Annotated in this window: 18 protein-coding genes; 6 read left to right on the forward strand and 12 right to left on the reverse strand. The window is 64.6% G+C overall.

What is annotated here, in order from left to right:
• Positions 1 to 38 precede the first annotated feature (38 nt).
• The 5 genes from H6P80_RS11375 to H6P80_RS11395 all read right to left on the reverse strand — a co-directional run bounded on the left by H6P80_RS11375 (position 39) and on the right by H6P80_RS11395 (position 2,577).
• A complete protein-coding gene (locus tag H6P80_RS11375) occupies positions 39 to 611 on the reverse strand; it encodes a F0F1 ATP synthase subunit B family protein (protein ID WP_185801490.1) in 573 nt (190 codons plus the stop codon).
• Positions 604 to 1,095 (reverse strand): F0F1 ATP synthase subunit B family protein, encoded by a 492-nt coding sequence (locus tag H6P80_RS11380; protein ID WP_185801491.1) that lies wholly within the window; start codon positions 1,093 to 1,095, stop codon positions 604 to 606. Before H6P80_RS11380 ends, H6P80_RS11375 begins: the two co-directional genes overlap by 8 nt.
• A 67-nt stretch (positions 1,096 to 1,162) precedes the next feature.
• Positions 1,163 to 1,387 carry an ATP synthase subunit c family protein gene (locus H6P80_RS11385; protein WP_185801492.1) on the reverse strand — a complete coding sequence of 75 codons (225 nt, stop codon included), beginning with the start codon at positions 1,385 to 1,387 and terminating at the stop codon, positions 1,163 to 1,165.
• Positions 1,388 to 1,437: 50 nt separating this feature from the next.
• A complete protein-coding gene (locus H6P80_RS11390; RefSeq protein ID WP_185802116.1) occupies positions 1,438 to 2,190 on the reverse strand; it encodes a F0F1 ATP synthase subunit A in 753 nt (250 codons plus the stop codon).
• 66 nt (positions 2,191 to 2,256) lie between these two features.
• Positions 2,257 to 2,577, reverse strand: coding sequence for an AtpZ/AtpI family protein (locus H6P80_RS11395; RefSeq protein WP_185801493.1), 321 nt, complete (start codon positions 2,575 to 2,577; stop codon positions 2,257 to 2,259).
• 176 nt (positions 2,578 to 2,753) lie between these two features.
• On the opposite strand from H6P80_RS11395, the gene H6P80_RS11400 reads away from it, so the two are divergent.
• On the forward strand, positions 2,754 to 3,500 hold the full coding sequence (locus H6P80_RS11400; RefSeq protein WP_185801494.1) for a polysaccharide deacetylase family protein: 747 nt from the start codon (positions 2,754 to 2,756) through the stop codon (positions 3,498 to 3,500).
• Between the two features lie 6 nt (positions 3,501 to 3,506).
• Here the strand turns inward: H6P80_RS11400 and H6P80_RS11405 are convergent, their stop codons facing one another.
• The 3 genes from H6P80_RS11405 to H6P80_RS11415 are packed head-to-tail and all read right to left on the reverse strand — an operon-like array spanning position 3,507 to position 7,272.
• Positions 3,507 to 3,890, reverse strand: a complete 384-nt coding sequence (locus tag H6P80_RS11405; protein ID WP_185801495.1) for a YdbL family protein — start codon at positions 3,888 to 3,890, stop codon at positions 3,507 to 3,509.
• On the reverse strand, positions 3,887 to 4,111 hold the full coding sequence (locus H6P80_RS11410) for a YnbE family lipoprotein (protein ID WP_407947245.1): 225 nt from the start codon (positions 4,109 to 4,111) through the stop codon (positions 3,887 to 3,889). Before H6P80_RS11410 ends, H6P80_RS11405 begins: the two co-directional genes overlap by 4 nt.
• 11 nt (positions 4,112 to 4,122) lie before the next feature.
• Positions 4,123 to 7,272: an intermembrane phospholipid transport protein YdbH family protein gene (locus H6P80_RS11415; RefSeq protein ID WP_185801496.1), complete on the reverse strand. Its 3,150-nt coding sequence runs from the start codon at positions 7,270 to 7,272 to the stop codon at positions 4,123 to 4,125.
• A gap of 53 nt (positions 7,273 to 7,325) precedes the next feature.
• Between H6P80_RS11415 and radC the strand changes: the two genes are divergently transcribed.
• The 4 genes from radC to purB all read left to right on the forward strand — a co-directional run bounded on the left by radC (position 7,326) and on the right by purB (position 11,289).
• The gene (gene radC, locus H6P80_RS11420; protein WP_185801497.1) at positions 7,326 to 8,009 is read left to right on the forward strand and encodes a RadC family protein; all 684 of its coding nucleotides are present in this window, start codon (positions 7,326 to 7,328) and stop codon (positions 8,007 to 8,009) included.
• A gap of 197 nt (positions 8,010 to 8,206) precedes the next feature.
• Positions 8,207 to 8,434 carry a hypothetical protein gene (locus tag H6P80_RS11425; RefSeq protein WP_185801498.1) on the forward strand — a complete coding sequence of 76 codons (228 nt, stop codon included), beginning with the start codon at positions 8,207 to 8,209 and terminating at the stop codon, positions 8,432 to 8,434.
• Positions 8,409 to 9,875, forward strand: a complete 1,467-nt coding sequence (locus H6P80_RS11430) for a DUF692 domain-containing protein (RefSeq protein ID WP_185801499.1) — start codon at positions 8,409 to 8,411, stop codon at positions 9,873 to 9,875. The genes H6P80_RS11425 and H6P80_RS11430 overlap by 26 nt, the downstream gene beginning before the upstream one ends.
• Before the next feature lie 97 nt (positions 9,876 to 9,972).
• Positions 9,973 to 11,289: an adenylosuccinate lyase gene (gene purB, locus H6P80_RS11435; protein ID WP_185801500.1), complete on the forward strand. Its 1,317-nt coding sequence runs from the start codon at positions 9,973 to 9,975 to the stop codon at positions 11,287 to 11,289.
• A gap of 25 nt (positions 11,290 to 11,314) precedes the next feature.
• Here the strand turns inward: purB and H6P80_RS11440 are convergent, their stop codons facing one another.
• The 4 genes from H6P80_RS11440 to dnaK form a co-directional block, all read right to left on the reverse strand.
• On the reverse strand, positions 11,315 to 12,628 hold the full coding sequence (locus H6P80_RS11440; protein WP_185801501.1) for a calcium-binding protein: 1,314 nt from the start codon (positions 12,626 to 12,628) through the stop codon (positions 11,315 to 11,317).
• A 107-nt stretch (positions 12,629 to 12,735) separates the two neighbouring features.
• Entirely contained in the window at positions 12,736 to 13,677 is a 942-nt protein-coding gene (locus H6P80_RS11445; protein WP_185801502.1) for an MBL fold metallo-hydrolase, read from the reverse strand.
• Between the two features lie 70 nt (positions 13,678 to 13,747).
• Positions 13,748 to 14,872, reverse strand: coding sequence for a molecular chaperone DnaJ (gene dnaJ / locus H6P80_RS11450; protein WP_185801503.1), 1,125 nt, complete (start codon positions 14,870 to 14,872; stop codon positions 13,748 to 13,750).
• Between the two features lie 70 nt (positions 14,873 to 14,942).
• The gene (gene dnaK, locus H6P80_RS11455) at positions 14,943 to 16,859 is read right to left on the reverse strand and encodes a molecular chaperone DnaK (RefSeq protein WP_185801504.1); all 1,917 of its coding nucleotides are present in this window, start codon (positions 16,857 to 16,859) and stop codon (positions 14,943 to 14,945) included.
• A 165-nt stretch (positions 16,860 to 17,024) separates the two neighbouring features.
• Between dnaK and H6P80_RS11460 the strand changes: the two genes are divergently transcribed.
• The gene (locus tag H6P80_RS11460; RefSeq protein ID WP_185801505.1) at positions 17,025 to 17,504 is read left to right on the forward strand and encodes a copper chaperone PCu(A)C; all 480 of its coding nucleotides are present in this window, start codon (positions 17,025 to 17,027) and stop codon (positions 17,502 to 17,504) included.
• Positions 17,505 to 17,536: the final 32 nt, after the last annotated feature.

Raw genomic sequence — 17,536 nt, forward strand, 5'->3', positions numbered from 1 at the left:
CGCTTTCGCGGGAATGGCGGAGAAAATTCGTACAGAGCCTAGTTAAGGCGCGCGTCCAGCCCGGAAATTGTGCTGTCGATCAGGCCCTTGTCGGCGGCGGCATCGTGCTTCGCCTCGATCAGCGCGGCGGCGGCGGCCGTGGCGGCGCTGGCGGCCTTGGCGCGAACCTCGGCGACGGCGCTGCGTTCGGCAGCGGCGATCTTGTCCTCGGCCAGCTTGCCGCGGCGTTCGATCAGCGCGTCGGCATCCTTTTCGGCCTGCTCGACGATTTCGGCGGCCTCTTCCTGCGCACGGGCGAGGATGGCCTTGGCCTCTTCGCCGGCATTGGCGGTCTTGGCCTCATATTCGGCCTTCAGCGCTTCGGCTTCGGCGCGCAGCTTGGCGGCCTCGTCGATTTCGCCGCGGATCGCCGCGATCCGCTTGTCGAGAGCGCTGCCGATTGCCTGCGGCACCTTCTTCCAGATCATGATCAGGATAACGACGATCATCGCCCAGGCGACCCAGCCGGTCGTGTCGAAGCCGAGCGCGGTCTGATCGACATGCGCCTCTTCGCCGGCTTCGAGATGCATGTCGGCGTCGAGCTGTTCGACCATCGGATTGTGCTCAGCCATTGGCCATCGCCTCCTTCACCGCTGCCTGCGCTTCGGCCGCGGTTACGCTGCCGCTCGAGACACGCTCGACAATCTGCCGGGTCGCGTCGGCGGCGACGTCCGAGATTTCTGCCAGTGCCGCTTCGCGTTGCTTGTTCAGCTCGGCCTCGGCCTCGGCAAGCCGGGCGTTGAGCCGCTCGTCGGCGGCGGCCAGACGCTTTTCATTCTCGGCCGCCACGCGGCTCTTGGCGTCGGATGTCAGGGAATTGGCCTCGCCGCGCGCCTCGTTGAGGCTCGTGCGATAGTCTTCCTCGACTTCGTCGGCGCGAGCGTGCGCCTTGTCCGCGGCATCGAGATCGTCGGCCACCCGCTTTGCGCGAGCGTCGATCGTGCCCTGGACCTTCGGCAATAGCAGCGCGGCCATCACATAGATGAGCGCGAGCACTGCCAGCAGCGGAATGAGCTGCGACAGAAAGCTGACCGTGATCTGATCTAGCTGTGGCATGCAGTGTTATCCCTTTTCCGCCCGGCGGCGCAGCCCGGAAGCTACGCCGCAGGCGGCGCTGACGTTTTTAGCCGAACAGCAGGATGAAGCCGATAACGGCCGCGATCAGGCCGAGCAGTTCGGTAACGGCGAAGCCGATATAGAGGCGAGCCTGCTCGCCATTGGCGGCTTCCGGATTGCGGAGCGCGCCCTGAAGGAACGAACCCCAGATATAGCCGACACCCGCGGCGGCGGCGCCAGCGCCGATGGCGGCAAGGCCGGCACCGATCAGTCGTGCAGCTTCAACTTCCATTGAATTAACTCCCTTTGCGTAAATCTAGTTGGTGTTGATGGATCGTGCGATCAATGCAGATTTTCTGCATCGTTGATATAGAGCGCGGACAGCAGCGCGAAGACATAGGCCTGGATACCGCAGATCAGGATTTCGAGCGCACTGACGAACAGCATCAGCGCGAAGCTCGGCAGGCTGACCATCAGGCCGTATTCCGGCCCGGCGTTGATGCCCTGGATGAAGAAGCTCGCGAACACCTTCAGCAGCACATGGCCCGCGGTCATCGCGATGAACAGTCGCAGCGCAAGGCTGAACGGCCGCACCATGAAGGATACCAGCTCGATGCAGAAGAGCAGCGGCACCATCGGCAGCGGCGTGCCGTGCGGCACGAACAGCGTGAAGAATTTGAGCTTGTGCTTCCAGAAGCCCACGACGAGCACGATCAGGAAGCTCATCACCGCCATCACGCCGGTGACGAGGATATGGCTGGTGACGGTAAAGGGATGCAGGCCGAGAACGCCGATCGGCATCAGGCCGAGCAGGTTGGCGAACAGGATGAAGATGAAGATCGTGAAGATATATGGGACATATTTGCGCCCCGCGGGCCCGACATTGCGGACCAGAAGATCGTCGATGAACCCGGTGACGCTCTCGACGGCCATCTGCCAGCGGCCCGGAACGAGCTCGCGGCGCATACCGCCCAGCATGAAGATCCAGACGGCGGCCAGTGCGAGCAGCATCCACAAGGTGGAGTTGGTGAACGCAATACTGCCGCCAGCAGGATCCCAGGCGCCGTACAACGGCTCGATCTGGAACTGGTGCATCGGATCGATGCCGCTACCTTCAGCCTCAGCCACGCGCTCTTCCCGTCTCAGTCCGGCAAAGCCGCCCTATTGAGGCGGCTTGCTCGTCATACGATATACATTCACCACGGCGACGACGAACCCAAGGAACATCATCCCCATCAAGAACCAGGGGTAGGTACCGAACAGCCAGTCGAATAACCAACCGACCACGGCGCCACCGACAGGACCTCCGATCAGCTCACTCACAGCCCGGGACGCGACATTCATGCCGTTACCGCTGGACTGTTCGTTCCTGCCCGATCGGACTTCTTCTGCGCGTTGCGCGGCTTGCAATCGCTTTTCGAGCGACTGAAGCCGCGAATCTTCCGCGACGAAGGAATCCCGCCCAGGTTCGTTCTCCGCCATGCTTGCTCCCTAAGCCTGAACACCGGACACACGCATGGAGGCGAGCGACCCCGCCAAGGCAGGGCCCGTTTAGTGAGGGGGTGTAGCCAAGTCAACTCCATGCTGCGGCGCAAAATGGGGGTAAGGAGCGCGGCAAATTCGCTGGTCTTTCCAGCAAGAATTTGTCAGGAAAACCCATGGCTGTGTTCGATCCGTACAAGCTGCTGGCCGCTGCGATCGCGCTGGGCGCCCTCGCCGCGCCCGCCCCTGCGCAGCCGGACGATTCGCACAATCGAGCCGAAAGCGAACCGAGCTTCGAATATCATCTGCCCGGCGCCGCCATGGCGCTGCCGGGCCTGGCCGAACAGTTGGGCGCCGAACGCGAACAGGCGCGCATGGCTTTCGAGGAACGCCAAGCCGAGCAGGCGCAGACGGCGATCGATTTTCCCGATTACCCTGCCCCGCCGCTCATCTATTCCCAGGACTGGGGAATCGCCGGGCTGGCCGGTCGGCTGATGAGCCTCGCCTCGCACATCTATCGCTATGACGGCGGCGCGCACGGCAACAGCGAATTCGCCGCCCGGCTATGGGATGTGGAGGCGGATCGCGGGACCGATTTTCCCAACCTCTTCACCGATCGCTACGCAGCCTATGCGATCGTCGACCGCGCTTATTGCCCGCAGTTGCAGGCAATGCAGGCCGAACGCGGCATTGCGGTGGACGAGGATGAATTCTGGGGCCGTTGCCCGTTGCTGCACGAACAGACGATCTTCCCGGTGGGCGAGGAAGGCGGCGCATTTACGCATATCGCGATCCGGATCGCGCCCTATGTCGCCGGGCCTTATGTGGCCGGCGAATTCGAGATCGACGTGCCCGTCACCCAGCCGCTAATCGATTTGCTGGCTCCCCGATACCGGGATGCCTTCGCGCTGCCCGAGGGCTAGCGCCGCCTAGCAGTTGGCGGGCGTGGGAATCGGCGCGGCGCCGCGAACCCGCCACACGCCGTCGCTCAGCTGATAGGCTTCGCCCGGATCGATCCGCGGAATCTGCGCGCAGAAGGTTTCGGCCGCGACCTGCTGGCGCGTCACGCCGCGCTGTTGGGCGAGGTTGGCATAGGCCGAGCGGCGGCTGAGGTTGAGGGCATCGACCTGCGCGCGCAGTTCCGCCGAAGGCGTCTGCGCGAAGCCGAGATAGCCCGATGCGGTCTCGCCGACGATGCCGGCGGCAATCGCCTGGCTGATCTGCGCGTTCTGCGCCGGGGCCATGGTCGCCACGCCGCCGGCCAGCGCGGTCGCTGCGGCAAGGATGGCGATGATTGTGTTACGCTTGGTCATTGTGGGAACAGCTCCGGGTTATTCTCGATCAGATTTTCGACGTCTTCCTGCAAATTCACGTCCACGGTCTGCTGAACATTGATGTTCAGTTCGATCACGATCGGCTCTTCGGGAGCCGAAACCTGCACGCAACCGCTTGTCAAAGCGGCGACGAGCGCCGCCGCGATGGCTGGGGAGCGGTTCATGAGATCGTGGGTCGCATTGCACTCCTTCTTCGTCAATATCGCAGTCTTCATGGCAGATCGTCGCTTTCCCCGGCCTGAACGTCCCGTTCGGCTCTCATTCGGCTTATCCGCCCCTGGATCGCGCGATTCACGAGGAAAGCCGGATCGTCGAGCAATCGGAACGAATAGAGCATCTGGTTGAATGGCGCGTGCATCGTGATGTTGAAGCGAATCGGAATCTCCGCCAGCTCCCGCGTAAAGCCGCCGACGATGAAGCCCTGCCCTTCGCGCGCCAGGTTGGGCGAGACGCCGGTAAATTCGACATTGGTCACCATCTCGCCGTCGATCGCCCCGTCGAAATTGATTTCCAGCCGGGTGTAGCGGATCAGTTCGAGCGCGTTGAAGGCGAGCGATCCGAAAACGCCGAGATTCACGTCGCTGATCTCGCCGGTATAGGAAAAAGTGCCGGTGCCGCGCGATACCAGCTGGCCGCTTTCGATCCTGCCGCCGTCATTGTCGAACACCATCGGCAAGGTGCCGTCGAATATGCCCGTGGCGATGATATTCTCGAAATCCCGCGCTTCGAGGAATTGGAAGGCATCGACCCCGATGACGCGGAAGGTCAGACGCCGTTCCCGGTCGACGCCGAAATCGAGTACGGTCGGCTCGAGAACGAGCTCGCCGCCGGCAAAGGGCCAGCGCGCGCCTTCCACCGCAACCTGGTTGGCCGAGAGCAGCTGGTAGCGAACGACGCCGTCCTCGACGAGAACGCCCGGATTGATTCCGCGGATCGTGGCCAGCTGGCCGGGTTCCGTATTCATGCCGATCAGGTCGGTAAAGCGAACCTCGCCATTGAGGCCCACCACCGGCCCGAAGGGCGCGGCGAGATCGATGTCGGTCATCTGGTAGACGCCGTCGCTCGTCACCCCTTCCGGCCCCCAGCGGACCGTGCCGGTACCGCTCACCAGCCCGTTCACATCGGCGATGATACCGAGCACGAGCGGCGTGAGATCGCTGGGCTGCAGGCGTTGGTCGAACCGCACGAGCCCGGTTTCGAGCACAGCCTCGCCCCGCCCGCTACCCAGATCGTGGCGGAGATCGATGGCGGCGAGCTCCGTGCCGTTCTCCGGCGCCTGCAGCGCGCCCGTCAGCGCGATCCGGTTGTCGCGCATGACCATCGAAAATTGCGGGGCATCGAGCGGATTGAACAGGGGATCGGGGCTATCGCTGCTGACGGTTGCGCGGCCATCGACCGTCAGCACCCCGCCGGCAAAGCGCCAATCCCCGCCCGCATCGCCCATCCTTACGGGAATACCGCTGAGCGCGCCCGAGGCTCCCGCGAAACGGCCATCGACGCCGCCCGGCACGAACCCGGCTTCGAGGCTGCCGATATCGGCCCAGGATTCGCTGCCCGTCTCGCCCAGCCGCACGGCAACGGCATCGGCGGCGAAGCCGGGCCGGGCCAGCGGCAGGCGAAATTCGCGCGCGGCGACGAGCAAGGGAGAATTGCCGAGCCTGGCCCTGATCCGCGGCCGGGCGATCCGCGCGCCGCCGTCCATCCCGGCCTGCGGCGAATAGCGGAAGAGCGAGCCGCCCGAGATCGGGCATAGCGGCAGTTCGGATGCGCCGATCGAAAGGCTCGCCACGGTCAGCCTGTCCCAGCGCAGCGGCACGCAGCCTTCGCCAAAGGCCAGCCGCCCGCCCCTGCCGAGATAGCCCGCCACCGGCAGCCGCAACCGTTCGACGCGCCCATCGGCAAGCGGGCCGGACATCTCGATCGCGGTCACGATCCGGGTCCGCCCGTCCGCGCTCGCCGAAAAACGCACCGGCATCAGGCGAAGCCGCGCATTGCCGGTATCGATCGGCGCGATCTCGGCCAGCCCGGTGAGCGGCGCCCCGGCACGTTCCTGCGCGAGTTCGATACGGGCTTCGGGAAAGCCGCCGCCGGCAAGGAGCATGACCCCGTCGAGCCGCACGCCCCGGCGCGGGCTGACGAAATGGATGCCCTCCCCGCTTTCGAAAACCAGCCGCGCGCCGCTCGCGCTCTCGGCATCGAGCTCGGCGAGCCGCAGCGCCATCGCGCCATCGACATAGGCGGCGCTCAGGGCGAAATGCCCGCCGAAATCGGACGCCGCGGCCTCGGCGGCGCGGCCGATCGTCCGGCCGACCGGCCCGAGCGGCGTTCCCTCCGCGCCGCGCAGGCCGCTGGTGACGCTGGCAAGGCGGACCGGCGCTACGCGGCCATTGTCGAGTTCCGCATCGCCATCGAAGCTGATCTCGCCGCCGCGCACCCGGTAGTGACCGCGCACCGCGACCAGGCTCGCGCCAAAATCGGCGCTGCTGAAATCGACGGCGCGCAATTGCGCCGCGCCCCGCGTTTCACCGCCCGCTTCGCCGTCGAAGGCAACGCCGATCCGGGCCGGGCCGCTCGTCAGGCCCTGCATGGCGAAGGCCGGCGTCGCCAGGCCCGCTTCCCCACCCCAGCGATCGAAGCTTTCGGAGAAGATCGCGTGCAGCGCGAGTTCCGGCGCATCGATCGCAAGCGCCCGTTCCGCGCACTCTATCCGGGACGCGGTCATCGGGCCGTCGATTTCGGGTCGCCGGTCGGTAACCCGCAGGGCCGCGGCGAGGCGCGGCTGCGCGATCCGGCAGCCCTTGGCGGCAAGCGCAGGGCTCGCCGCCGCCACGAAACCGCGAAAGCCGCCGGTGAGATCGCCCGATCCGCCACCGGCCAGTCCGACAGGGCCATAGGGCGTCGCCAGCCCGATCCGGGCATCGCGCAAGGTCAACTCCATGTCGGGCAGCGCGAACGGCTCCCCGGTCGGTTCGGGCAATAGCTGGTCGAGCGCGCCGAAAGTCAGCGCGCCGTCCACCAGCCGCCCCCGCACCCGCACCCCTTCGGCGTCGATCCGGCGGATCGAGGGGTAGCCGAAGCCGAAGCGCAAATAGATATCGGCGCGGCGGACCGTGAGATCGGGATTGCCCGGATCGCCGATGACGAGATTTTCGACGCGCTGGTGCGCGACATCGAAATCGGTGATCGAATAGCTGCTGTCGACGCCGAGCTGCGAAAGCTGGTCGTCGATCACATTTTCGGCAATGCCATAGCGTTGCGACCAGACGATCCCGATCGCAATAAGGGCAATCGCCAGCAAGGCGCCGAATAGGTAGCGCTTGCGCCATCGCCGGGCCGTGGGTGGCGCGTCGCCGTCGGTCATGCCGCACGATTAGCGCGATTGCACCAAGGCCGCCATCCCGATAGCAGCAGGGCATGGCAGACGCTCCTACCGACGGCACCGGTCACCGTGCGCGGTTGCGCAAGCGGCTGATCGAGGGCGGGCACGGCGCGCTGCTCGATCACGAACTGGTCGAATATCTGCTCGCGCTCGCCATTCCCCGCCGCGACACCAAACCGCTGGCGAAAAAACTGCTCAATGATTTTGGCGGGCTCGGGCCGCTGCTCTCGGCGGAACCCGAGGCGCTGGCCCGGATCGGCGGGCTTTCCGAAGGCGCGGTGGCGGCGCTGATGATCGCCAAGACGACCGCGCTGCGCCTGCTCGCCCATCCGATTCGCGACAAACCGGTCTTTTCCAACTGGCAGGCGCTGATCGATTATCTGCGCGCGGATATGGCGCACGAGCCCATCGAGCGGGTCCGCGCGCTTTATCTCGATTCGAAAAATGTGCTGATCCGCGACGAACTCGTCACCGAGGGTTCCATCGACCAGGCCGCCGTTTACGTCCGCGAGATCATCCGCAAGGCGATCGACCTTCACGCGAGCGCGCTGATCCTCGTCCATAATCATCCCTCGGGCGATCCGGCGCCGAGCAAGGCCGATATCCGCCTGACACGCGAACTGATCGAGGCCGCCCGCCCGCTCGACATCGCGGTTCACGATCATCTGATCGTCGGGCTGCGCGGCGAAAGCAGCATGCGCAGCCAGGGCCTGATCTGAAATCCGGTTCGACGGGGGCCCCGATCCGGCCAAGGCAAAACCAAGACAAATATGACAGTTTATTTAATCTATATTTACCATTTCACGAACGAAATGAAATAGACTGTCGTATTTGTACAATTTTATTGGCGATTCCGTCCAATCAATCTCCAAAAGGCCGGCCTAAACCGCTCCTCCCCAGAATGGAGGAATAACCAATGCCTAAAGAACTGACCGCTTCCAGGGCGATCGCAGCGACGCCGATCCGCGTCTCCCTGCCCGCCAATGTCGCGTATGATTTCGACAAGTTCCAGAAGGTTCAGAAGGATATTCTGGGTCGCCTCGGCTGTCTCGCCTGCTGTTCGGGCTGGGATATCCGGTGGGATATCTTCCGCGATTTCCGCGTCGACGAGAAGCTGAATGTCGAGCAAGGCCTTTTCCGCTAGGCCCCTCGGCGTCGGTATGGTGTATCTGCCGGGGCTCGAAGCCCTGGCAGAACGCCTTGCCCCGGACTGCGACCTGTTCGAGGTCGAGCCGCAGGCCTTTTGGCGCAACCGGCCCGCAGACAGCGGGCGGCCCCATGCCGCCGCCTATGATATCGGCGTCGACAAGCTCGCCGCGCTCCAGGCGCTCGGCAAACCCCTGCTCGTCCACAGCGTCGGCTCGCCCGTCGCCGGCTCTAACGGCCTGGAGCCCGGCCAGATAAACGGACTGCGCCAGACGATGGCGATGCTGCGGCCGCAATGGTGGAGCGACCATGCGAGCTTTTCCTCGGTCGGCAACGGCAATGCGCGGCGCGGCGTCGGCTTCCTGATGCCGCCGCTGCAGAGCGCGGACAGCGTCGAGATGATCGTGGGTCACATCAAGCAATTGCAGGATGCGATCGGCCTGCCCTTCGCCTTCGAAACCGGCGTCAATTATTTCGCACCCCAGCCCGGCGAACTGCCGGACGGCGAATTCTGGGGCGCCATCGCCGACCGGGCGGACTGCGGCATCCTGCTCGATCTCCACAATATCTGGACCAATGCCTGTAACGGCCGTTCTTCGGTCCTCTCGGTGCTCAATGCGCTGCCGCTGGAACGGGTGTGGGAAATCCATCTCGCCAACGGGCAGGAACATAAGGGCTATTGGCTGGACTCGCACAGCGGCCTGCCGCCCGACGCGCTGTTCGAAATCCTCGAAGCCGCGCTGCCCCGGCTGCCCAGCCTGCGCGCGATCCTGTTCGAAATCATCCCCGAATATATCGACGCCAACGCGATTCCCGAGAACGCGCTGCGCGCCATGTTCGCGCGGGTGAAAGGCCTCTGGCGCGATTCCGGCGCGCCGGCCGCCCCGCACTGGCCCAGCAGCCGCGGATCGAGCGAGCGGGAAGAGCGCTTCCTCAACGCCGAAGGCTCGCCGGCGGGCTGGGAAGCGGCGATCTGCCGCGGCATCGAGCGCCATCGCAGCGGCGCCAACCCCGACACCGCCGATCCCGCCTTCGAAATCTATTACGACCTCATCCACATGGCGCGACGCGGCAGCATCGTCGACGCGCTGCCGCTGACCGCCCGCTATCTCTGGATGCTCTACGGCGAGGCGGGGATCGAGGCGCTTTTCGGCGAATATTTCGCGATCACCGCGCCCCAGCCCTTCATGGCCGACGAGGCGCGCAGCTTCGCGACTTTCGTCGATGCGCAATGCCCCGACGCGCCCTATCTCGCCGATGTCGCGGCGTTCGAATTCGCCGCCCAGCGCGCGGCCAGCTCGGGCGAATGCCAGACCATCGCCTTTGGCTGCGATCCCGGCCTGCTGCTCGCCGCGATCAAGAGCGGCGAAACGCCCGGCGCCATCGCGCCGGAAACGGTAGAGCTCGAAGTCCGCCCGCCCGAACCGGTCGCCGCCTGACCCGCCCGGCGGGCTTCGCCCATTTGTCGAAATCGCCCTTCCCTGCTAAGCGCGCGGCTCAATTCCTCACACCCCGTTTCGCAAGGATTCGCCCGCAATGATCCCGCGCTATGCACGCCCGGAAATGACCGCCATTTGGGAACCGGAAGCCAAGTTCCGCATCTGGTTCGAGATCGAGGCGCATGCGACCGAGGCGCTGGCGAAACTCGGCGTGGTGCCGGAATCGGCTTCCAAAGCGCTATGGGACTGGTGGGCGACGAACCCGGAAATCGACGTACCCGCGATCGACGCCATCGAGGCGGTGACCAAGCATGACGTAATCGCCTTCCTGACCTGGGTCGCGGAAAATGTCGGCGAGGAAGCGCGCTTCATGCATCAGGGCATGACGAGCTCCGACGTGCTCGACACCTGTCTCGCGGTGCAGCTCGACAAAGCCGCGGCGCTGCTGCTCGCCGATCTCGATGCGCTGCTCGAAGCGCTCAAGCGCCGCGCCTTCGAACACAAGATGACGCCGACCATCGGCCGCAGCCACGGCATCCATGCCGAACCGGTCACCTTCGGCCTGAAAATGGCCGAAGCCTATGCCGAGTTCGCCCGCTGCAAGGCGCGGCTGGAGGCGGCGCGCGCGGATATCGCGACCTGCGCGATTTCCGGCGCGGTCGGCACCTTCGCGAATATCGACCCTGCCGTCGAAGCCCATGTCGCCGAGAAGCTCGGCCTGACCGTGGAGCCCGTCTCCACCCAGGTGATCCCGCGTGATCGCCACGCGATGTTCTTCGCGACGCTGGGCGTAATCGCCAGCTCGATCGAGCGGCTGTCCACCGAAATCCGCCATCTCCAGCGCACCGAATTGCTGGAAGCGGAGGAATATTTCTCGCCGGGCCAGAAAGGCTCCTCGGCGATGCCGCACAAGCGCAACCCGATCCTCACCGAAAACCTGACCGGCCTCGCCCGCATGGTGCGCAGCTATGCGCTTCCCGCGATGGAAAATGTCGCGCTATGGCACGAACGCGATATCAGCCACAGCTCGGTCGAACGCTATATCGGGCCCGATGCGACGATTACGCTCGATTTCGCGCTCGCGCGCCTCACCGGCGTGATCGACAAGCTGCTCGTCTATCCCGAGCGCATGCAGAAGAATTTGGACAAGATGGGCGGGCTGGTCCACTCGCAGCGCGTGCTGCTGGCGCTGACCCAGGCCGGCGTTTCGCGCGAAGACGCCTATCGCCTCGTCCAGCGCAACGCGATGAAGGTGTGGGAATCGGACGGCGCGCTATCGCTGATGGAATTGCTCAAGGGCGACGAGGAAGTCGCCGCCGCGCTCAGCGATGCCGAGATCGAGGAACGGTTCGATCTCGGCTATCACCTGAAACATGTCGACACGATCTTCGCGCGCGTCTTCGGGGAAGGCTGAGCCGCCCTCCCCGGTCTAGCCGCGGCTAGACGATGATGTCGGCGAAGGTCGGCGCGACGACCGCATTGATCGTCACCGCGAAATCCGCCGATGCGTCGCCGTCGAGATCGACCGAGAGTTCGAACACGCTGCCGCCGACATGGTCCAGCGTCACTTCGCCCGCCGTGCCGGAAAACACGCCGGTAAAGACCAACGGCCCGCCGCCGGCCACTTCGTCGGACAGGCCCGAAATGTCGATCCAGTCCGCGCCGTGCTCGAAGTCGCCGATATAGTCCATCGCACCGGTGGCATCGCTGTCGATCGCATTGTCGTAGATGAAGGCGTCCTTGCCGTCCTCGCCGAACAGATAGTCACCGCCCTCGCCGCCGACCAGCTTGTCATTGCCCTTGCCGGCATAGAGCTTGTCCTTGCCGGCGCCGCCGAGCAGGTGATCGTCGCCCTCGCCCGCGATCAGCGCGTCGTTGCCCGCGCCGCCATCCAGCGTGTCGTTGCCCTCGCGGCCTTCGAGATAATCATGGCCGTCGCCGCCGATCAGCACATTGGCGCCGCTATCGCCCGCCAGCGTATCGTTGAAGATCGTGCCGGTGAGATTCTCGAAATTGACGATCTTGCCGCTGCGGCCGAAGCCGTCGTCGAAGATCATGTTCGCGGCAAGATCGGCGTGAACGCCCTTGGTCGCGTAGATGAGATCGGCAAGCCCGTCGCCATCGCCATCGGGGCCGAGCGTATAGACGCCGAAGCTGAGCGTATCGTTGCCCTTGCCGCCATCGGCATAGCCGGGCGCGCCGCCCACCTGGACATAATCGTCGCCGCCCAGCGCCTCGATCTTGTCCTGCCAGTCGCCGAGGATGACGTTGCGGGCATCGGTGCCGATGAAGGTGTCCGAAAACTGGGTGCCCTGCCCGACGCCTTCGATCGAGACGAGCTTTTCGGCATTGCCATAGCCGTCATTGTAAACGAACTGCTTGCGCAGATCGACATAGGCGCCCTGCGTCGCATCGAGATGGAAGAGGCTGATCCGGTCTTCGCCGTCGCCGCCGACGAAATAGTCGGTGCCCGATCCGCCGCGCAGCAGGTCGTTGCCGTCGCCGCCGTCGAGATAGTCGTCGCCTTCGTCGCCGCGCAGCAGGTCGTTGCCGCCAAGGCCGTAGATCCGGTCGTTACCGAGCCCGCCGCGAATATAGTCCGCCCCCACGCCCTGCATGTCCGCGGGCGTGGTCGGATCCTGGTAGTTGCCGCCATAGAGAATGTCGTTGCCGGCTTCGCCGAAGATGAAATTCGCTTCCCAGAGCGGGCCGAAAATCGTGTCCGCAGCAGCCGTGCCGTAAATCGTCGCCATTTATCGTCTCCACAATCGTTCGATTGAGGAGGTTTAGGGAATCGGCGCGAGCGGCGGTGTGACCGAGCGCACTGGTCTTGCATTTTCATGGCAGCGGGGCGGGCCGCTCAATGGATATCGTCGCCATCTTCATGGCTGGAGCCGTGATCGTGATGATGCTCCATCGTCTGCGGGTCCGTCAGGCTTTCATAGATGAAACCGATAAACTGCTCGCCGGAGATGAATCCGCCCTCGCGGTCCGCATAGTCGGCCGGGAAATTCATCGCCTGGATTTCCTCCAGGGTCCGTCCCGCCGCGATCGCCGATTCCACCTGCCCCATCAGCGCGCCGATCATGTCGCGATAGGCGATCAGGTCCGCGCGCGTCGCCATCGGGCCATGGCCGGGAATGATCCGGGTTTCGGCGTCGGTCATGTCGATAACCCGGGTCGCGGCTTGGACGACGCCCTGCACCGCGCCGCCGGAATCGCGATCGATGTAGGGGAAGCTGCCTCCGTTGAAGAACAGGTCGCCCATATGGACGACATTGGCATTCTCCCACCAGATGATGGAATCGCCATCGGTATGGCCGTTATGCATATGGATGACATGGACGGTATCGCCGTTGAGATGGAGCTTGAGGCCATCCTCATAGGTGACCACCGGCAGCGCGACGGCGGGCACCGTGCGGCCTTCCGCGCCGTTTTCGGCCATCCGGATGCGCACATTTTCGTGCGCCAGGATCAGTGCGCCGGCCTCGCCGAAATTCTCGTTCCCGCCGCTATGGTCGCCATGCCAATGGGTGTTGATCAGGAAGCGCACCGGCTCTGCGCCGAGATCGGCAATCGCCGCCTGGATGCGCGCGGTGAGCGGCGCGAACTGATCGTCGATCAGCACGGTGCCGTCTTCGCCGTAGGAGACGCCGATATTGCCGCCGCGGCCGAACAATACGGCGATGCCGGGCGTCAATTGCGTAGCGGTGATTTCGACATCGGCCATTTGGGCGTCTTGCGCAGCGGCGGGCGCGGCAAGGATCATGGCAAGGGCGGTAAGCGGTGCGAAGCGGGTCATCGGCATCCTCCTGTTGCGGATGCCATATCAATTCAGCGGCGGTGAGTCGAAGCTTGGCCGGCGGCGCCCGTCACTCGCCGAACATGGATTTGAGCTTGTCGAAGAAGCCCGCGCTTTCGGGGCATTCCTCGCCGGTCTCGGTTTCGCGGAATTCCTGGAGGATTTCCTTCTGCCGCGCGGAGAGCTTGGTGGGCGTTTCGACATCGAACTGGACGACGAGATCGCCATGGCCGCGGCCCTGGAGCACCGGCATGCCCGCGCCGCGTTTCCGCAGCTGCTTGCCGGTCTGCATTCCCGGGGGAACGACGAATTCATGCACCTCGCCGTCGAGCCCCGGCACCTCGATCGAGCCGCCGAGCGCGGCGGTCGTGAAGGAGATCGGGCAGCGCGCGAACAGCGCCGTGCCCTCGCGCTGAAACAGCTGGTGGCGCGAAAGATGGACGAAGATGTAGAGATCGCCGGCCGGCCCGCCGCGCGCGCCCGCCTCGCCCTCGCCGGACACGCGGATGCGCGTGCCTTCGTCGACTCCGGGCGGGATCTTGACGTCGATCGTCTTGGTCTGGTCGACCCGGCCCTCGCCGCGGCACTGGTCGCACGGATCGGCGATCACCTGGCCCATGCCGTGGCAGCTCGGGCAGGTGCGTTCGACCAGGAACAGGCCCTGCTGCGCGCGGACCTTGCCATGGCCCTGGCAGGTGGCGCAGGTCTGTGCGCCGGTGCCGGGCTTCGCGCCCGAACCCTCGCACGCGTCGCACGCGGCCGCGACGTCCAGCGTCAGTTCCGCGTCCTTGCCGTGATAGGCGTCTTCGAGCGTGATCTCGTAATCGTAGCGCAGGTCCGCGCCGCGCCGGACATCCTGCCGGCCGCCACGCCCCCGGCCGCCCATGAAATCCTCGCCGAAGATATTCTCGAAAATGTCGGAAAAGGCGCCGAAACCATCGCCGCCGCCCGGGGTCCCGCCGCCGCCATTCTGGAAGGCGGCATGGCCGAAGCGATCATAGGCCGCGCGCTTTTGCGGATCCTTCAGGCATTCATAGGCTTCGTTGATGGTCTTGAACTTGGCTTCGGCCTCGGCATCGCCGGGATTGCGATCGGGATGGCATTCCATCGCCAGCTTGCGATAGGCGGATTTGATCGTGGCGCCGTCGGCACCCCGCTCCACCTGCAAAAGTTCGTAGAAATCGACTTCGGTCATTGCTGCCCCAGCATGCCGTATAATGGGACGAAAAAGGGAGGAGCGCGCATGTCTCCTCCCCCTTTACGTGTCACGCCTTGTTGTCTTCGTCGACCTCGGAGAATTCGGCATCGACGACATCTTCGTCGGCCGGTGCCGCCTCCTCCGCGCCCGCTTCGCCTTCGGCGGAGCCGGCCTCGGCCTGCTGGGTCTCGTAGATCTTCTGGCCCATCTGCATCGCGGACTGGGCGAGCGCTTCCGAAGTGGTCTTCATCGCTTCGCTGTCGTCGTCCTCGATCGCCGCCTTGGCTTCGGCAAGCTTGGCTTCGATATCGGCCTTCAGCTCGGCGTCGATCTTGTCGCCATGCTCGGCAAGCTGCTGCTCGGTCGAATGGACGAGGCTTTCGGCCTGGTTCTTGGCCTCGGCCGCTACGCGGCGCGCCTTGTCGTCATCGGCGAACTGCTCGGCCTCCTGGACCATCTTCTCGATGTCCTCGTCGTTGAGGCCGCCCGACGCCTGGATCTTGATCTGCTGTTCCTTGCCGGTGCCCTTGTCCTTGGCCGAAACGTTGACGATGCCGTTGGCGTCGATGTCGAACGTGACCTCGATCTGCGGCACGCCGCGCGGCGCGGGAGGAATGCCGACCAGATCGAACTGGCCGAGCATCTTGTTGTCGGCCGCCATTTCGCGTTCGCCCTGGAAAACCCGGATCGTCACCGCATTCTGGTTGTCGTCGGCGGTCGAATAGACCTGCGTCTTCTTCGTCGGGATCGTCGTGTTGCGATCGATCATCCGGGTGAAGACGCCGCCCAGCGTTTCGATGCCGAGCGAGAGCGGGGTCACGTCCAGCAGCAGCACGTCCTTGACGTCGCCCTGCAGAACGCCGGCCTGGATCGCCGCGCCCATGGCGACGACTTCGTCCGGGTTGACGCCGGTATGCGGTTCCTTGCCGAAGAAATCCTCAACCACGCTGCGGACCTTGGGCATGCGGGTCATGCCGCCGACAAGGATCACCTCGTCGATATCGCCCGAAGCGATGCCGGCATCCTCGATCGCCTTCTTGCAGGGATCGAGCGTGCGCTTGATGAGATCGCCGACAAGCTTTTCCAGGTCCGAACGGGTGATCGTCTTCACCAGATGCTTCGGCCCGTTCTGGTCGGCGGTGATGAACGGCAGGTTGACCTCGGTCGACTGGGCGGAGCTCAGCTCGATCTTCGCCTTTTCGGCGGCCTCTTTCAGCCGCTGCAGCGCCAGCTTGTCGCCGCGCAGATCGATGCCTTCGGCCTTTTTGAATTCGTCGGCCAGGAAGGCGACGACCTTGGAATCGAAATCCTCGCCGCCGAGGAAGGTGTCGCCATTGGTCGACTTCACCTCGAACACGCCGTCGCCGATCTCGAGGATCGAGATGTCGAACGTACCGCCGCCGAGATCGTAGACGGCGATCGTCTTGCCGTCATTCTTCTCAAGCCCGTAGGCGAGCGCGGCCGCGGTCGGCTCGTTGATGATGCGCAGCACTTCGAGGCCGGCGATCTTGCCGGCGTCCTTGGTCGCCTGGCGCTGGGCGTCGTTGAAATAGGCGGGCACGGTGATGACGGCCTGCTCGACGGTTTCGCCGAGATAGCTTTCCGCCGTTTCCTTCATCTTCTGCAGGATGAAGGCCGAGATCTGCGAGGGCGAATAATCTTCGCCGCCCGCCTTCACCCAGGCGTCGCCATTGCCCCCGTTGACGATGTCATAGGGGACGAGTTCCATGTCCTTCTTGGTCAACGGATCGTCGAAGCGGCGGCCGATAAGGCGCTTCACCGCGAAAACCGTATTGTCCGGATTGGTGACGGCCTGGCGCTTGGCCGGCTGGCCGACAAGGCGCTCGCCATCCTTGGTGAAGGCGACCATCGACGCGGTCGTGCGCGCACCTTCCGAATTTTCGATGACCTTGGGTTTGCCGCCTTCCATGACAGCAACGCACGAGTTCGTCGTGCCCAAATCGATACCAATAACTTTTGCCATTCTATCCCTCTGAATTTCCCCAATAACTGGCGGAGCCGTCGGCTCCCCTTATAAAGAAGCGAGAGCCGGCGGCGCGGCTTCACTGGGCGATATAGGTGGGCTTTTCCTTGCTGCAAGCACCTGGCGCAACTAATGGAAAGCCCTCGTCAAGATTTGGGGATTTCAATGCGCTATGCTCTCCTGGCCGGGTTCGCGGCCATCGCCCTTTCCGCTTGCAGTCAAGGCGCCGACGAAGCCCCTGCCGATCCGGTCGAAAACGCTTGGGTGCGGCTTCCGGCGGTCGATGGCCGGCCGGCCGCGGCCTATTTCACGCTCCATGGCGGCGACGCCGGCGACACGCTGATCGCGGTCGACAGCGAACGGGTGGCTAGCATCGAACTGCACGAGACGACGATGGAAGGCGGCGCGATGCGGATGCGGCCGATCATGTCGGTCGATATTCCGGCCGGCGAGACGATCGCCTTCGAACCCGGCGGCCGCCACGCGATGCTGTTCGGCGTCGATCCCGAAGTGACGGCGGGGACAAACCTGACGCTCCACTTCCGCTTCGACAGCGGCCGCGATGTCTCGATCGAAGCGGCCACGATCGACGCCGGCGACGACGCGCCGGCGCAGGAATCCGGGCAGGATCACGGCGCGCACTGAACGGGTCAACTATCGGAAAAAGATGGCATTAA

The sequence above is a fragment of the Parasphingopyxis marina genome, assembly GCF_014237875.1.
Classification (GTDB): domain Bacteria; phylum Pseudomonadota; class Alphaproteobacteria; order Sphingomonadales; family Sphingomonadaceae; genus Parasphingopyxis; species Parasphingopyxis marina.

Bases quoted from the DNA above. Each gene is read 5' to 3' on its own strand.
- H6P80_RS11395 (WP_185801493.1), bottom strand. From the start codon at position 2,577: ATGGCGGAGAACGAACCTGGGCGGGATTCCTTCGTCGCGGAAGATTCG.
- dnaJ (WP_185801503.1), bottom strand. From the start codon at position 14,872: ATGACCGAAGTCGATTTCTACGAACTTTTGCAGGTGGAGCGGGGTGCC.
- purB (WP_185801500.1), top strand. From the start codon at position 9,973: ATGATCCCGCGCTATGCACGCCCGGAAATGACCGCCATTTGGGAACCG.
- H6P80_RS11460 (WP_185801505.1), top strand. From the start codon at position 17,025: ATGCGCTATGCTCTCCTGGCCGGGTTCGCGGCCATCGCCCTTTCCGCT.
- radC (WP_185801497.1), top strand. From the start codon at position 7,326: ATGGCAGACGCTCCTACCGACGGCACCGGTCACCGTGCGCGGTTGCGC.
- dnaK (WP_185801504.1), bottom strand. From the start codon at position 16,859: ATGGCAAAAGTTATTGGTATCGATTTGGGCACGACGAACTCGTGCGTT.
- H6P80_RS11425 (WP_185801498.1), top strand. From the start codon at position 8,207: ATGCCTAAAGAACTGACCGCTTCCAGGGCGATCGCAGCGACGCCGATC.
- H6P80_RS11380 (WP_185801491.1), bottom strand. From the start codon at position 1,095: ATGCCACAGCTAGATCAGATCACGGTCAGCTTTCTGTCGCAGCTCATT.
- H6P80_RS11430 (WP_185801499.1), top strand. From the start codon at position 8,409: ATGTCGAGCAAGGCCTTTTCCGCTAGGCCCCTCGGCGTCGGTATGGTG.
- H6P80_RS11415 (WP_185801496.1), bottom strand. From the start codon at position 7,272: ATGACCGACGGCGACGCGCCACCCACGGCCCGGCGATGGCGCAAGCGC.
- H6P80_RS11400 (WP_185801494.1), top strand. From the start codon at position 2,754: ATGGCTGTGTTCGATCCGTACAAGCTGCTGGCCGCTGCGATCGCGCTG.
- H6P80_RS11375 (WP_185801490.1), bottom strand. From the start codon at position 611: ATGGCTGAGCACAATCCGATGGTCGAACAGCTCGACGCCGACATGCAT.
- H6P80_RS11445 (WP_185801502.1), bottom strand. From the start codon at position 13,677: ATGACCCGCTTCGCACCGCTTACCGCCCTTGCCATGATCCTTGCCGCG.
- H6P80_RS11385 (WP_185801492.1), bottom strand. From the start codon at position 1,387: ATGGAAGTTGAAGCTGCACGACTGATCGGTGCCGGCCTTGCCGCCATC.
- H6P80_RS11440 (WP_185801501.1), bottom strand. From the start codon at position 12,628: ATGGCGACGATTTACGGCACGGCTGCTGCGGACACGATTTTCGGCCCG.
- H6P80_RS11405 (WP_185801495.1), bottom strand. From the start codon at position 3,890: ATGACCAAGCGTAACACAATCATCGCCATCCTTGCCGCAGCGACCGCG.
- H6P80_RS11390 (WP_185802116.1), bottom strand. From the start codon at position 2,190: ATGCACCAGTTCCAGATCGAGCCGTTGTACGGCGCCTGGGATCCTGCT.